This is a genomic window from Bacillus sp. B.PNR1 (assembly GCF_030386235.1).
Taxonomy (GTDB): domain Bacteria; phylum Bacillota; class Bacilli; order Bacillales; family Bacillaceae; genus Bacillus; species Bacillus stercoris.
Window position 1 is genome coordinate 873,667 of sequence record NZ_JANYMN010000001.1, and the last position, 13,564, is coordinate 887,230.

17 protein-coding genes are annotated in these 13,564 nt (G+C 42.3%); 11 read left to right on the forward strand and 6 right to left on the reverse strand.

Going from position 1 to position 13,564, the window contains the following annotated elements:
- The first annotated feature begins 20 nt into the window (after window positions 1-20).
- Window positions 21-203 (forward strand): transcriptional regulator DegR, encoded by a 183-nt coding sequence (gene degR, locus NZD81_RS04865; RefSeq protein WP_014664342.1) that lies wholly within the window; start codon window positions 21-23, stop codon window positions 201-203.
- Window positions 204-254: 51 nt separating this feature from the next.
- Here the strand turns inward: degR and cspD are convergent, their stop codons facing one another.
- The 4 genes from cspD to metA form a co-directional block, all read right to left on the reverse strand.
- Window positions 255-455 carry a cold-shock protein CspD gene (cspD, locus tag NZD81_RS04870; RefSeq protein ID WP_003153604.1) on the reverse strand — a complete coding sequence of 67 codons (201 nt, stop codon included), beginning with the start codon at window positions 453-455 and terminating at the stop codon, window positions 255-257.
- A gap of 15 nt (window positions 456-470) precedes the next feature.
- Window positions 471-617 (reverse strand): hypothetical protein, encoded by a 147-nt coding sequence (locus NZD81_RS04875; RefSeq protein ID WP_139236111.1) that lies wholly within the window; start codon window positions 615-617, stop codon window positions 471-473.
- An 81-nt stretch (window positions 618-698) separates the two neighbouring features.
- The gene (locus tag NZD81_RS04880) at window positions 699-1,847 is read right to left on the reverse strand and encodes a diglucosyl diacylglycerol synthase (RefSeq protein ID WP_134975415.1); all 1,149 of its coding nucleotides are present in this window, start codon (window positions 1,845-1,847) and stop codon (window positions 699-701) included.
- A 230-nt stretch (window positions 1,848-2,077) separates the two neighbouring features.
- Complete coding sequence (gene metA, locus NZD81_RS04885) at window positions 2,078-2,983, reverse strand: homoserine O-acetyltransferase MetA (protein ID WP_014664339.1); 906 nt, start codon at window positions 2,981-2,983, stop codon at window positions 2,078-2,080.
- A gap of 328 nt (window positions 2,984-3,311) precedes the next feature.
- Between metA and NZD81_RS04890 the strand changes: the two genes are divergently transcribed.
- From NZD81_RS04890 to NZD81_RS04935, 10 genes are all read left to right on the forward strand, one after another.
- Window positions 3,312-3,794, forward strand: coding sequence for a glutathione peroxidase (locus NZD81_RS04890; RefSeq protein WP_040082835.1), 483 nt, complete (start codon window positions 3,312-3,314; stop codon window positions 3,792-3,794).
- A gap of 13 nt (window positions 3,795-3,807) precedes the next feature.
- Window positions 3,808-4,425: an Mn(2+)-dependent (deoxy)ribonucleoside pyrophosphohydrolase gene (gene hdhQ / locus NZD81_RS04895; RefSeq protein ID WP_134975416.1), complete on the forward strand. Its 618-nt coding sequence runs from the start codon at window positions 3,808-3,810 to the stop codon at window positions 4,423-4,425.
- A 59-nt stretch (window positions 4,426-4,484) separates the two neighbouring features.
- Entirely contained in the window at window positions 4,485-5,618 is a 1,134-nt protein-coding gene (locus NZD81_RS04900; protein WP_069149754.1) for a conserved virulence factor C family protein, read from the forward strand.
- A 288-nt stretch (window positions 5,619-5,906) separates the two neighbouring features.
- Window positions 5,907-7,583 carry a dihydroxy-acid dehydratase gene (gene ilvD, locus NZD81_RS04905; RefSeq protein ID WP_289859679.1) on the forward strand — a complete coding sequence of 559 codons (1,677 nt, stop codon included), beginning with the start codon at window positions 5,907-5,909 and terminating at the stop codon, window positions 7,581-7,583.
- A 106-nt stretch (window positions 7,584-7,689) separates the two neighbouring features.
- Window positions 7,690-8,124, forward strand: coding sequence for a bacilliredoxin BrxA (gene brxA, locus NZD81_RS04910; protein WP_134975417.1), 435 nt, complete (start codon window positions 7,690-7,692; stop codon window positions 8,122-8,124).
- Window positions 8,125-8,165: 41 nt separating this feature from the next.
- Window positions 8,166-8,948 carry a class I SAM-dependent methyltransferase gene (locus NZD81_RS04915; protein ID WP_134975418.1) on the forward strand — a complete coding sequence of 261 codons (783 nt, stop codon included), beginning with the start codon at window positions 8,166-8,168 and terminating at the stop codon, window positions 8,946-8,948.
- 260 nt (window positions 8,949-9,208) lie between these two features.
- Window positions 9,209-9,820, forward strand: coding sequence for a YpjP family protein (locus NZD81_RS04920; protein ID WP_009967559.1), 612 nt, complete (start codon window positions 9,209-9,211; stop codon window positions 9,818-9,820).
- A gap of 17 nt (window positions 9,821-9,837) precedes the next feature.
- Window positions 9,838-10,371: a phosphatidylglycerophosphatase A family protein gene (locus NZD81_RS04925; RefSeq protein WP_040082840.1), complete on the forward strand. Its 534-nt coding sequence runs from the start codon at window positions 9,838-9,840 to the stop codon at window positions 10,369-10,371.
- A gap of 142 nt (window positions 10,372-10,513) precedes the next feature.
- Window positions 10,514-11,020: a dihydrofolate reductase DfrA gene (dfrA, locus tag NZD81_RS04930; RefSeq protein WP_040082841.1), complete on the forward strand. Its 507-nt coding sequence runs from the start codon at window positions 10,514-10,516 to the stop codon at window positions 11,018-11,020.
- Window positions 11,021-11,641 carry a lysophospholipid acyltransferase family protein gene (locus NZD81_RS04935; protein WP_014664330.1) on the forward strand — a complete coding sequence of 207 codons (621 nt, stop codon included), beginning with the start codon at window positions 11,021-11,023 and terminating at the stop codon, window positions 11,639-11,641. It begins immediately after the preceding gene.
- 32 nt (window positions 11,642-11,673) lie between these two features.
- Here the strand turns inward: NZD81_RS04935 and trhA are convergent, their stop codons facing one another.
- Complete coding sequence (trhA, locus tag NZD81_RS04940) at window positions 11,674-12,315, reverse strand: PAQR family membrane homeostasis protein TrhA (RefSeq protein WP_172640318.1); 642 nt, start codon at window positions 12,313-12,315, stop codon at window positions 11,674-11,676.
- A 20-nt stretch (window positions 12,316-12,335) separates the two neighbouring features.
- Window positions 12,336-13,331, reverse strand: coding sequence for a sigma 54-interacting transcriptional regulator (locus NZD81_RS04945; protein ID WP_014664328.1), 996 nt, complete (start codon window positions 13,329-13,331; stop codon window positions 12,336-12,338).
- Window positions 13,332-13,564: the final 233 nt, after the last annotated feature.

Sequence of the window (13,564 nt, forward strand, 5' to 3'; positions counted from 1 at the left end):
TAGAGAAGGGGAACGCAGCTATGGATGATAAAGATTTGAAGTCGATCCTTCACAAAACATTTATAGAAATATACAGTGATTTAGAAGAACTGGCGGATATCGCGAAAAAAGGAAAACCGTCAATGGAAAAGTATGTTGAAGAGATTGAACAGAGGTGTAAACAAAACATTTTGGCGATTGAAATCCAGATGAAAATCAAATAGGAGAGGCGAATGCCTCTCCTCTATTTGTCATCTCATCATAATGTATTGAGTTTAGAGTTTTACAACATTAGAAGCTTGAGGTCCACGATTACCTTCGACAATTTCAAAAGAAACTTCTTGTCCTTCTTCTAATGATTTGTATCCTTCTCCTTCGATAGCTGTGAAGTGAACAAATACATCGTCTCCGCCTTCAACTTCAATGAAGCCGAATCCTTTTTCGTTGTTGAACCATTTTACTTTACCGTTTTGCATATTGCTTAATTCCTCCTAGTACTGTAGCACCCATGTGCTAAAAAAAATTTTGTCATCATTTAACTTTGATTCATTGTTAAATGATGGTTCAACTATACACCATCTGGGAGCACCCGTCAAGTTGCGAATCGGCTTATTTTTGAAAAGGAAGGTGAGTTTCACGAAAAAAATGTAACCGCTTTTATTAATGGCTGAATATAAATAAAAAGAGCACACGGTTTTCGTATGCTCTCAAGTACGCCATTAAGATAGCGCTTTGGTTTTTTGTTTGGCTGTCATCATTTCTGATTCTCTCAGGATATCCTCTAAAATGACTTCAGAGGAGTTTGCTAAATGAAGGCCCTTAATGTTTTTCTTCATGCGCTGCAAGGTATCTTCATCTGCAAGAAGGGAAGTGACTGACTCGAGGATCTCCTCATGTCGGTTCACGACGATGGCAGCTCCGCGGTCTTCAAAGAAGTTTGCATTTTCTTTTTCCTGGCCAGGCACAGGTTTGTACAGAATGACAGGCACACCAATGGCAGTTGCTTCAGTCAAAGTAATGCCGCCTGGTTTGGTAATCATGCAATCTGTGACCCGGAATAGCTCATCAATGCGCTCCACATAGCCCAGAACTTTTAATTTGTCACCGTTTTCCGCCTCAAGCGGACTCAAAGATTCTTTTAAAGCCGTATTTTTCCCGCACACGACAACCACTTGCACTTGCTCATCTTTGACAAGGTTTTCGCACAGCTCTTTTACGTTCTTTAATACACCGTGGGCACCTGCCATGATCAGAAGCACTTTTTTGTCTGGCGAAAGATTGTACTTTTTATATATCGGTCCAACCGGCATGGATTCTTCAAATTGCGGCCTGATTGGAATTCCTGTGATTTTTACGTTGCTTGGATGAGTGCCGATCTCCAGCAGTTTTTCCTTCACGTAATCTGTCGCCACATAATATTTATCCACGTTCTCGTGAACCCAAATTTTATGAAGGCAAAAATCAGTCATAACATTGAAGGTAGGAATGACTCTTCCTGTTCGGCGTCTGTACTCCGGCACGACAATCATCGGAAATGTATTAATAATAATATCGGGCTGATGTTCATCAACAAGTTCACCCAATCTTTTATTACCCATTTTAAAGTAAATATTGAATTTGCGTTTATTATAGATTTTGTCAACTCCGTAATAAAACAAACGATAAAACTGTTTCCCGATTGAGAAGCTTTTTAAATAAAGGTATTGAGTTACCTCTGAAACAATCGGATTTGACTCTTGGTACAAATTAGAAACTGTTACATGCTGAAAGCCGAGCCTTACACATTGTTCATAAAGTGTTTTGGCTACCTGCACATGTCCATTTCCGTAATTTGCAGTCAAAATTAATACTCTTTTATTGGTATTCAAGTAAATTCACCTCAATGTAATCAACAACAAGCAAGCTTCATGCATCGTAAGGAGTTATTGTCTATACATAAACATAACACAAATACATAATCGAATTATTAATGCAGTGAAAAAGTTAAGCTAATTTTAAATGATTTGGATTCCAGTATTTTAAATTTTTGTTATAGGCAGACTGAATCAGATGTATTTTATCATATTTTTTGCTCAGCGTATCACTAAAATAAGAAAAATTAGTCCCATTCATAAGGAGTTTCTTGGTAAACGTAATAATTCAGCCAGTTCATAAACAATAATGTGGCATGCGCTTTCCAGCGATTCACTGGCTCGTTGCTGCCTTTTGCAAAATAATGTTTAGGCGCCTCGACAGTAGAAAGGTTTCGTTCCAAATCTCTTTCATACTCTTGAAGAAGCGTATTTGTATCATATTCTGGGTGCCCTGTCAAAAAGACTTGTTTTTCGTCTTTAGACACAATTAAGCAAACCCCGGCTTCCTTTGATGCGGTAAGAATGTTTAACTCGGACACTGCTTGAAGCTGTTCCATATTTATATCTGTATGCCGGGAATGCGGCACGTAGTATAGCTCGTCAAAACCTCTTACTAATCTTTCATGTTTTGAAAGAACGGTATGCTCGAACACACCGAAGATTTTTTTCGGCATTTGAATTTTTTCCACACCATAATGGTAATACAAACCTGCTTGAGCGCCCCAGCAAATATGCATGGTTGAAGTAACATTTGTTTTGCTCCACTCCATGATTTCCTTGAGCTCTTCCCAATATGAAACCTCTTCAAACGCCAAATGCTCGATCGGCGCACCGGTGATAATCATTCCGTCAAACTTCTTGTGACGGATATTGGAAAAAGTCGTGTAAAATTCGTCAAGGTGTTCTCTTGCAGTGTTTTTCGGCGTGTGTGTGCTTGGGATTAAAAATGTGAAATGAACCTGTAAAGGCGAATTTCCAAGCAATCTGAGAAGCTGAGTCTCTGTTTGGATTTTTTTCGGCATCAAATTTAAGATAATAATTTTTTGCGGCCGGATATCCTGATGAAATGCTCTGCTTTCATCCATTACAAATATATGTTCACTTTCAAGCACCTGTTTTGCCGGCAGGTGTGTTGGTATATTAATAGGCAACGTGCCACCTCCATTATTTCCCCGTTTAATTTTCTTCATTATAGGAATTTTCACGCCAATTTTCAATCTATCTATACGTGTTGAGGGGGGAAACAACAGAAAACTCTTTATATAAAACGCACTGACACATCTTTTGGTTTCACAGAAAATGATTTTCCATGATGTCGGAGGGAATTGAAATGTTTTATAGAATGATAAGATAAAAACGAACCCTATGAATTGAAAATAAACGACTGCTCATGTCGTCAAGTTTCTTAATTGATGTTTACATTTTGAATTGAAATTTAAAAAAGATAAAATATTCACCAGGGACATAGGAGGGAATTACATGTCTATATATCATATGAAGGTACGTACAATAACAGGGAAAGACATGACACTTCAGCCTTTCACGGGAAAGGTACTGATGATCGTGAATACTGCAAGCAGGTGCGGTTTTACTCCCCAATTGAAGCAGCTGCAGGAATTATATGATACATATCAGCAGGAGGGGCTTGAGATCTTAGGGTTCCCCTGCAATCAATTTATGAACCAAGAGCCTGGAGAAGAGGCTGACATACAGGAATTTTGCGAAACAAATTACGGTGTTACGTTTCCCATGTTTTCAAAAGTGGATGTAAACGGAAAAAACGCCCATCCGCTGTTTGTGTATTTGACAGAGCATGCAAAAGGAATGCTGGGAACTAAGGCAATTAAGTGGAATTTCACGAAATTTATAGTGGATAGAAATGGAGAAATCGTTGGCCGTTATTCACCAAATACAAATCCGAAAGAGCTGGAAGATGCTATCGTGAAGCTATTAGGGCAATGAAGAGGGTGTTTTTGTGAAGAAATTGAAGCAGGCAGAGCAAATCAGGACATGGGTTCAATCTATCCTGACTGGCGAAAGCTCTGGACATGATTATCATCATGTATCAAGAGTTGCAGATCTTGCTGTGTATATTGGAGAAAAGGAAAAAGCGGATTTGTTCATTGTTGAAACGGCGGCTTTGGTTCATGATTTAATTGATGTGAAGCTGCCTGACACGGTCAGGCTTTCTGTGAGCGAAGTGTATGATCAGCTCGTTTTTTTCGGGGTAGGAAAAGAGGCTGCTGACAGAGTGATTCATATTATAACAAGGATGTCCTTTCGGGACAGGGGGAAATTGGCGAAGGAGCCGCTCTCAATTGAAGGAAAAGCTGTACAGGATGCTGACAGACTTGATGCGATTGGTGCTGTCGGCATTGCGAGAGCTTTCATGTTTGCGGGCGCAAAAGGGTATGGCCTATATGGAGATGATCAAAGCGCCTACGCTCATTTTTTTCATAAGCTGCTGCGGCTGAAAGATATGATGAATACAGACACTGCACGGGAACTGGCAGAAGAAAGACACGATTTTATGCTTCAGTTTGTCCGCCAATTAGAAAAAGACATACCCGGGATTGATGCCAAAACGTCGTAATAGAAGGCTTGGAACGACTGTGATAGAATAAGTCACAGATATGCTATAGGAGGACGATCATGAAGATAAAATCAATTGAACCTACACCAAGCCCGAATACAATGAAAGTCATCTTAACGGAAGAGCTTCCGGCGGGCAAAAGCAATAACTATAAACCTGAGCAAGCAGAAGGCGCACCGCCCGTTATAGCGGAAATCCTTAAAATAGATGGAGTTAAAGGGGTATATCACGTCGCAGATTTTCTAGCTGTTGAACGGAATGCAAGATACGACTGGAAAGACATTTTACCGCAAGTCCGCACTGCATTTGGGATGGAAAGTGCTGAAAGCGCAGAAGAAAACCGCTCTGAACAAGAATCTTTTGGAGAGGTAAAAGTTTTTGTGCAGATGTTCAGCGGCATTCCTATGCAAGTTAAATTGACGGATGGGGAGCGGGAAGAGCGCTTCGGCTTACCTGAGCGCTTTCAGCAGGCGATCTTAAAACTCAGATCTGAGGCTTCAAATGTTGTATTTGAACGGGCCTGGAAAGAACAAGGTGTCAGATTCGGCGACTTTAATGAAATCGGCCATGACGTGACAGAAGAGCTTCAGGCGGCATACAGTGATGAACGGCTGAAACGACTGACAGAAGCAGCTGCTCAAGGAAAGAGCGAAGCAAAACAAGCAGTACAGCGCAAAGCGTATAAAGTAACGCTCGACATGCTTGATGATGAGGACTGGAAAAAGCGTTATGCGCATCTGGAACAGATGGATCCAAAAGAAGAGGATATCCCGGTTTTACAGAAGGCATTGGATGATCCAAAGGTGTCCATCAGAAGACAGGCTGTTGTGTACTTAGGAATGATTGAAACACCTGATGTTCTTCCTCTATTGTATAAAGCACTTGAGGACAAAGCGGTCTCAGTCAGAAGAACGGCCGGAGACTGCCTGTCTGATATCGGCGATCCTCAAGCCATTCCTGCTATGATCAAGTCGTTAAGCGACTCCAGCAAGCTTGTTCGTTGGCGTGCGGCTATGTTCCTGTACGAAGTCGGCGATGAAAGTGCAATTGAAGCTTTGCGCGCTGCCGAAGATGATCCCGAATTTGAGGTCAGCCTTCAAGTGAAAATGGCGCTTGAGCGTATTGAACATGGAGAAGAAGCAAAAGGGTCTGTTTGGAAACAAATGACAGAGAGCAGAAAAAAAGGTGAATAGAGGTGAAAAAGGTGCAGATCATGCACCTTTTTTATGTGAATTCACTTTTTATAAAAATTATTTCGAATATTGTTGAAAAATATTCGAAAACTATTTATAGTAAGTAACAATATTAATAGTTGGAGGGTTCAAATCGACAGAAAGCTATATAAATATAAAAACACAAAAGAACAAACCAAGGCGAGGGCGGCCTGAAATTATCTTTTTCGCAAAAACAGTCCATAAATAAACTGAAAATTGTTAAAATAAAATCCAATCTAACAATTGAAAGAATTTAGGGGGATCACCATGGCAGAATTACGCAGTAACATGATCACACAAGGAATCGATAGAGCTCCGCACCGCAGTTTGCTTCGTGCAGCTGGTGTAAAAGAAGAGGATTTCGGCAAGCCGTTTATCGCGGTGTGTAATTCATACATTGATATCGTTCCCGGTCATGTTCACTTGCAGGAATTTGGAAAAATTGTAAAAGAAGCAATCAGAGAAGCAGGAGGCGTGCCATTTGAATTTAATACCATTGGAGTAGATGATGGCATCGCGATGGGGCATATTGGTATGAGATATTCGCTGCCAAGCCGTGAAATCATCGCTGACTCTGTGGAAACGGTTGTATCCGCACACTGGTTTGACGGAATGGTCTGTATTCCGAACTGCGACAAAATCACGCCGGGAATGCTTATGGCGGTAATGCGCATCAACATTCCGACGATTTTTGTCAGCGGCGGGCCGATGGCGGCAGGAAGAACAAGTGACGGGCGAAAAATCTCCCTTTCCTCAGTATTCGAAGGGGTAGGCGCCTACCAAGCAGGGAAAATCAATGAAAACGAGCTTCAAGAACTAGAGCAGTTCGGATGCCCAACGTGCGGGTCTTGCTCAGGCATGTTTACGGCGAACTCAATGAACTGTCTGTCAGAAGCACTTGGTCTTGCTTTGCCGGGTAATGGAACCATTCTGGCGACATCTCCGGAACGCAAAGAGTTTGTCAGAAAATCGGCTGCGCAATTAATGGAAACGATTCGCAAAGATATCAAACCGCGTGATATCGTTACTGTAAAAGCGATTGATAACGCGTTTGCACTCGATATGGCGCTCGGAGGTTCTACAAATACCGTTCTTCATACGCTTGCTCTTGCAAACGAAGCCGGCGTTGAATACTCTTTAGAACGCATTAACGAAGTCGCTGAGCGCGTGCCGCACTTGGCCAAGCTGGCGCCTGCTTCGGATGTGTTTATTGAAGATCTTCATGAAGCGGGCGGCGTGTCAGCGGCTCTGAATGAGCTTTCAAAGAAAGAAGGAGCGCTTCATTTAGATGCGCTGACTGTTACAGGAAAAACTCTTGGAGAAACCATTGCGGGACATGAAATAAAGGATTATGACGTTATTCATCCATTGGATCAGCCATTTACTGAAAAGGGCGGTCTGGCTGTTTTATTTGGTAATCTGGCTCCGGACGGCGCTATCATTAAAACGGGCGGCGTACAGAATGGGATTACAAGACACGAAGGGCCGGCTGTCGTATTCGATTCTCAGGACGAGGCACTTGACGGCATTATCAACCGAAAAGTAAACGAAGGCGACGTTGTCATCATCAGATACGAAGGGCCAAAAGGGGGACCTGGCATGCCGGAAATGCTGGCGCCAACATCTCAAATCGTTGGAATGGGACTCGGACCAAAAGTGGCATTGATTACGGACGGACGTTTTTCCGGAGCCTCCCGTGGGCTCTCCATCGGTCACGTATCCCCTGAGGCCGCTGAGGGCGGACCGCTTGCCTTTGTTGAAAACGGAGACCATATTATCGTTGATATTGAAAAACGCATCTTGGATGTACAAGTGCCAGAAGAAGAGTGGGAAAAACGGAAAGCAAACTGGAAAGGTTTTGAACCGAAAGTGAAAACCGGCTACCTGGCACGTTATTCTAAGCTTGTGACAAGTGCCAACACTGGCGGTATCATGAAAATCTAGCAGGTGAGGACACTTACTTCTGTATTTTAAGGCGTGAACATTTGAAATCCGGCCCTCTCTATAGTATCCTTTACTTCAGATGAAGGATACTAGAGGGGGCTTTTTTATGTCAATGGCTTATGAAGAATACATGCGTCAGCTTGTCGTACCGATGCGCCGCGAGCTGACTGGAGCAGGTTTTGAAGAGTTAACAACTGCGGAAGAAGTAGAAAACTTTATGGAAAAGGCAGAGGGCACAACTCTTGTAGTCGTTAACTCTGTATGCGGCTGCGCCGCAGGCCTTGCACGTCCTGCAGCAACACAGGCAGTTCTCCAGAATGACAAAACGCCTGACAATACGGTGACTGTATTTGCGGGCCAAGATAAAGAAGCTACTGCAAAAATGCGTGAGTATTTTACTGGCCAAGAGCCTTCTTCACCGTCAATGGCTCTTTTGAAAGGCAAAGAAGTTGTACATTTTATTCCGCGTCATGAAATTGAAGGACACGACATGGAAGAAATTATGAAAAATCTGACTACAGCCTTTGATGCACACTGCTAAATGCCCGTTTTCCGGGCATTTTCTTTTTGGGAGTACAGAAGATGATAACAACAAGCTATAGACCGTCTGAACACACCATAAAAACTGCAAAGCAGCTATCTAAAGAGCTAAATATGCCATACTGCGGCCGAAATAAACAAACGGTTGAAAACCTGCTGAAGTCATCTGAACGTGATTTGCTTGTGGTCGGCAAAGAGCGATTTGAGCTATTTACGAAACAAGGTGCCAAATTCTTTTTTCATCCGAATACCGCGATGTTCAGAGCCAAACGCTTCTTACGCGGCGAGCAAGAGCCGATGCTTCGGGCTGCCGGTTTATCGGAAGGAGATACGTTTTTAGATTGCACACTCGGGCTGGGGTCAGATGCCATTATCGCAAGTATGGCGGTAGGCGAAACGGGTTCTGTGGTTGGGGTGGAAAAAACCCATCTTGTATCCGTTTTAGTGAGGACGGGGCTGCATTCATGGGAAACAGGTATAGAAGAGCTTCAAGCAGCGATGAGAAGAATTCAGGTGAAGAATGGTGATTGCTTAGAATACATCAAGCAGCTTCCTGACGGCTCTGTTGATGTGGTTTACTTCGATCCAATGTTTCATGAACCTGTAGAGACCTCTGACGGTATTGCGCCTTTACGCGATTTGGCTGAGGATTCCGTTTTGCACGAAGAGTGTATCAAGGAAGCGGTACGCATTGCCAGAAAAAGTGTTGTGCTAAAAGACCATTGGAAAAGCCCGCGGTTTGAACAGTTTGGTTTTCATGTCATAAAAAGAAAAACAGCACTGTTCCATTATGGTGTCATTCAGGCAAGTAAAGAAATCCCGTGATTCATACCACGGGATTTTCTGTTAATCGGTGACTTCCATGACGACAAAGTATAACAATGTTAAGAGTGAAACTGTGGCAAACAGAGCGTCAATCATGCGGAAAGCCTCCTTTCACAGAATATTGTAAGCGTTTTTACACAAAGTGCATAGCAACGAATCTCCTAATTTGTGTATCAGTTTCATATAGTACATGACTTGAATGTTTTGGTTGTGCTAAAATAAGAGAAACATGACAATAAAATAGAGAGGAATAAGCAGTCATGAAATTGTGGATGAGAAAGACCCTAGTGGTTTTATTTACCATTGTGACGTTCGGGCTCGTATCTCCTCCGGCTGCTCTTATGGCGGACAAGCCTTCCGGACAGCCGAGCAGTCTTGAGCAGAATGATTACACCGCTTTTTATGATGAGCATGACCTGTACGATGATGAGTCGGATGACAGGCGAGATCCTGAACTGCTTTTTCAATCGTACAAGGAACAGCTCCTTGACAGCGCTGAGGATCAGTCCTTTTTAAAATTCGGCAGCAGAATCGCTCCGGTCATTGAAGATGATTATCGGAAAGAGATCCTGCCAAAAATCGAAAATGTGATTAGTGATTATTTAGCGACATTGCAAGATGATGAAGCGTACCAAGATGTTGTGATCTCAAGCATGCCTTCAGCAGGCAAAACGGAAAAAATATTCAACGTCTACAATCGGACAACTGGAGAAGATCTTCTGAGATTCCATGTGCGCAGAGACCATCCGCCTCATGACGGCTACTGGTTTAATTTTCATTATCATACAGCAGAAGATGGATTTCAATCACATCATGAGCTTGGGAGCATTTACTGGGACCGCAACACGCCTCCCAACTGGATGAGTGCTTAAAGGAGATGCCATTAGACATGAAAAAGTACACAATGAATGAAATGGTTAATATAACAAAAGATATGCTGAATAAACGGGGCGTTATGATAGAAGATATTGCACGCATTGTTCAAAAACTTCAGGAAAAATACAATCCAAACCTGCCGCTCAGTGTTTGCATGGAGAATGTAGAAAAAGTCTTGAACAAACGTGAAATTATTCATGCTGTTTTGACAGGACTTGCACTCGATCAGCTTGCAGAACAAAAGCTTCTCCCCGAACCGTTGCAGCATCTTGTTGAAACAGATGAACCGCTTTACGGCATAGATGAAATCATCCCGCTTTCAATCGTTAATGTGTATGGATCGATCGGCTTGACCAATTTCGGTTATTTGGATAAAGAGAAGATTGGTATTATTAAGGAACTTGATGAAAGTCCAGACGGTATTCACACCTTTTTGGATGATATTGTGGCAGCTCTTGCTGCAGCAGCGGCGAGCAGAATTGCGCATACGCATCAGGATCTGCAAGATGAAGAAAAAGAACAGGATGAAAAGCCTGTCGTCAGCTGACTATAAAAAAATCATTTCTGGGTTCAGAAATGATTTTTTATTGTGTTACACTACAAGAAGACTACTTTTAAAGGATGAAAAAAATGAAACAATATAAGGATTTATGCAGACATGTTTTAGAGCAAAAAGGGGCGGTCAGCATATGATTTCATTTATTTTTGCGATGGATGCCAACAGGCTTATCGGCAAAGACAATGATTTGCCGTGGCATTTGCCCAATGATCTTGCATACTTTAAGAAAGTAACATCGGGCCATTCAATCATTATGGGCAGGAAAACATTTGAATCGATCGGACGTCCGCTTCCAAATCGGAAAAATATTGTCGTCACATCAGCGCCGGCTTTAGAATTTCCGGGATGCACGGTTGTCAGTTCGTTACAGGATGTACTGGATATTTGTTCAGGCTCTGAAGAATGCTTTGTGATCGGAGGGGCTCAGCTCTATACGGACCTGTTCCCTTATGCGGATAGACTGTATATGACGAAAATTCATCACGAGTTTGAAGGTGACCGTCACTTTCCTGAATTTGATGAAGGCGATTGGGAACTGGTTTCTTCTGAGCAGGGGATCAAGGACGAAAAAAACCCGTATGATTACGAATTTCTCGTGTATGAAAAAAAGAATTCTTCTAAAGCGGGAGGATTTTAATTGGTTCGCTACAGCTTTCTAATGGTTTATATTGTGTATATGCTGTTGAAAAATATGAAACAATTATTTAATCAAACAATGCTCGACCCTCGTCTGTCATATAAAAAACAGATGACTCTTGTGTACGAACAGCCAAAGGCATTTTTGGAAGGCTGTATTGGCATCTCCGGTTCAGTTGTGACAATCCATCAGCCAGAGCCAATCCCACAAGGTCCTGTTTTGTATGTGCACTCTCGTTTGCGCTTGGCTGAACTGGCCTTAATTGCTGGATATATTGAGGAACCGGCCGGCTTTATCGCCAACCCAAAAGTGTTCCGCTTGCCTTTTATCGGGCAATGGCTGGATCGTATGGATGTGATTTCAGACGGTCATTCAGAGAAGGTATATGAAAATGTGACAAAACAGCTGGAAAAGGGGCAAAGCTTGATTCTTTCACTAGATGGTTCTATTGATCCTGTAGAACTTGCAGCCCGCTATCAACTTCCGTTAGTGATGGTGGAAACGAAAGGAACAGAGCACCTGCAAAAGGGGGCGTTTTTTAAACGCTTAAAACCAGCCGACATTGAATTGTCCTTTTCAAAAGCTTATATACCTGCCAATGAAAAACAATTACGTGCATAAAAAAGCGCAGTCGTTAAGACTGCGCTTTTTTGTTACGAAAGGAACGGTACCTTTACACAATAGAAAAGCACGCAGAAAAACATAGCAGCGCTCCCGCCCAATACGAAGCTATGCCAAATGGCGTGATGGAAGGGGATCTTTTTCCAAATGTAAAAGATGGTTCCGACAGAGTATAGAATGCCGCCGAGAAAAAGAAGGCTAAATCCCACTCCGCTCAGCGAAGCATATAAAGGTTTAACCGCAATAATCATCAGCCAGCCCATGATCAAGTACACTATGGTTGACAGTAGGATAAAGCGTTTCACGAAGAAAATTTTAAAGACGATTCCACCCAGGGCAAGTGACCATACGATAACCAGCAGGGTAAAGCCGAGTGTGCCTTTCAGCGGTCCGAGTAAAAAAGGCGTGTAGGTTCCTGCGATGAGTACGTAAATCGCGCTATGATCGATAATCTCCAAAATGTCCTTCGTCTTTTTATGTGTGATACTGTGAAGCAGTGTAGAGCTCAAATATAACAGCAGCATAGAGACACCGAAAATCGTAAAGCTGACAATGTCCCAGGCAGACCCGTAATTAGCCGCGAATATGATTAAAAACACTAAAGCAGGGATGGATAAGAGTACACCAATGCCGTGTGTAATGGCATTGGCGATCTCTTCTTTCATTGTAAACAAGTGCATTCTCCTTTCGATCGCTAAATCATTTGATTTTTTAACGTCTCTATAAAGCGCAAGCCCTCAAAGGTAATTTTTGTGCCGGCGCGTCCGCGGCTTTTGGTGACATAGTCTTTTTTCTCCAAATAGTCGAGACGGCTTCTGACCTGCTGTGGCGTTAACGAGGTTTGGGTATTTTTGCTGTGTTCAGAAATGATCCGTCTGCTGGCAGGTTCTCCTTTTTCATTCAATACTTTTATTGTTTCCAAAATAAACAAAAACTCAGCTTTTTCCATTAAAGTCAGCAGCTTTGCTTTTTTCTTTGAGGTTTTTCCGTCTATCGCGCCTCTAATATATGGCGGCAGGTCATGTGGATGAATCGTTCCCCCGCTTGATACTGCCGCCATATAATCTGCAGCGTTTTTTAATTCCCTGACATTGCCTTCAAATGTATGCTGCTCAAGCACCGGAAAGACAGAGGGGTCGATTAACAATTGCTGCCCGGAATTTGAGAGGAAATATTGTGTCAAAAGCGGTATATCGCTTTTTCGTTCGGATAATTCGGGCAGTGTGAGCGTTAAAATGTTCAGCCTGTAAAATAAGTCTTGCCTGAAGGAATGTTCCACGGATCCGTCTGCAGAAGCACAGATCATTCGCGGCTTCTCCATGTCTGAATCAAACGCTTTTAACAGCTGAGCTTGTACAGAAGCCGGCATGCGCCATACTTCATCAAGAAAAAGGGTTCCTCGTGCCGTTTTGTGAAAAGCACCTGAGTTTCCGTTAGGACCAAAAAGCTCATGCATAAGGCTTTCTTCAGAATGCGTGCTGCAATTGACGCTTATAAACGGTTCATTGCTTCTCGAAGATTCCAAGTGTATGGCATGTGCGAAATGATTTTTGCCTGTTCCGATTTTTCCTGTTATTAAGACAGGAAGCTCAGATAATGAGAACTGCTTGGCGATTCGCTTTGCTTCCAGGAAAGTTTGATGTTCTCCGATTAGTTGTTGAAAGGTATTGAGTTTTGGTGCGCTATTCATCAATTGGCTCCTTTTGGTTCTAATTGGTTTCATTATATCATGCCTTTTGGCTGAAAACACCTTTTATTTTACGATCATCTTTTTTCTTGAGTCTGCAGGATAATGGTTAAACAGAAGTTTCCACGAGATGTGGTGGACATAGTCTGTATTTTTTTAATTATTAAATAAAAATAATTGTCTTATTTTTTGAATATTCGTGTTATAATGGCATATTAAATAGGGATTTAAAACAA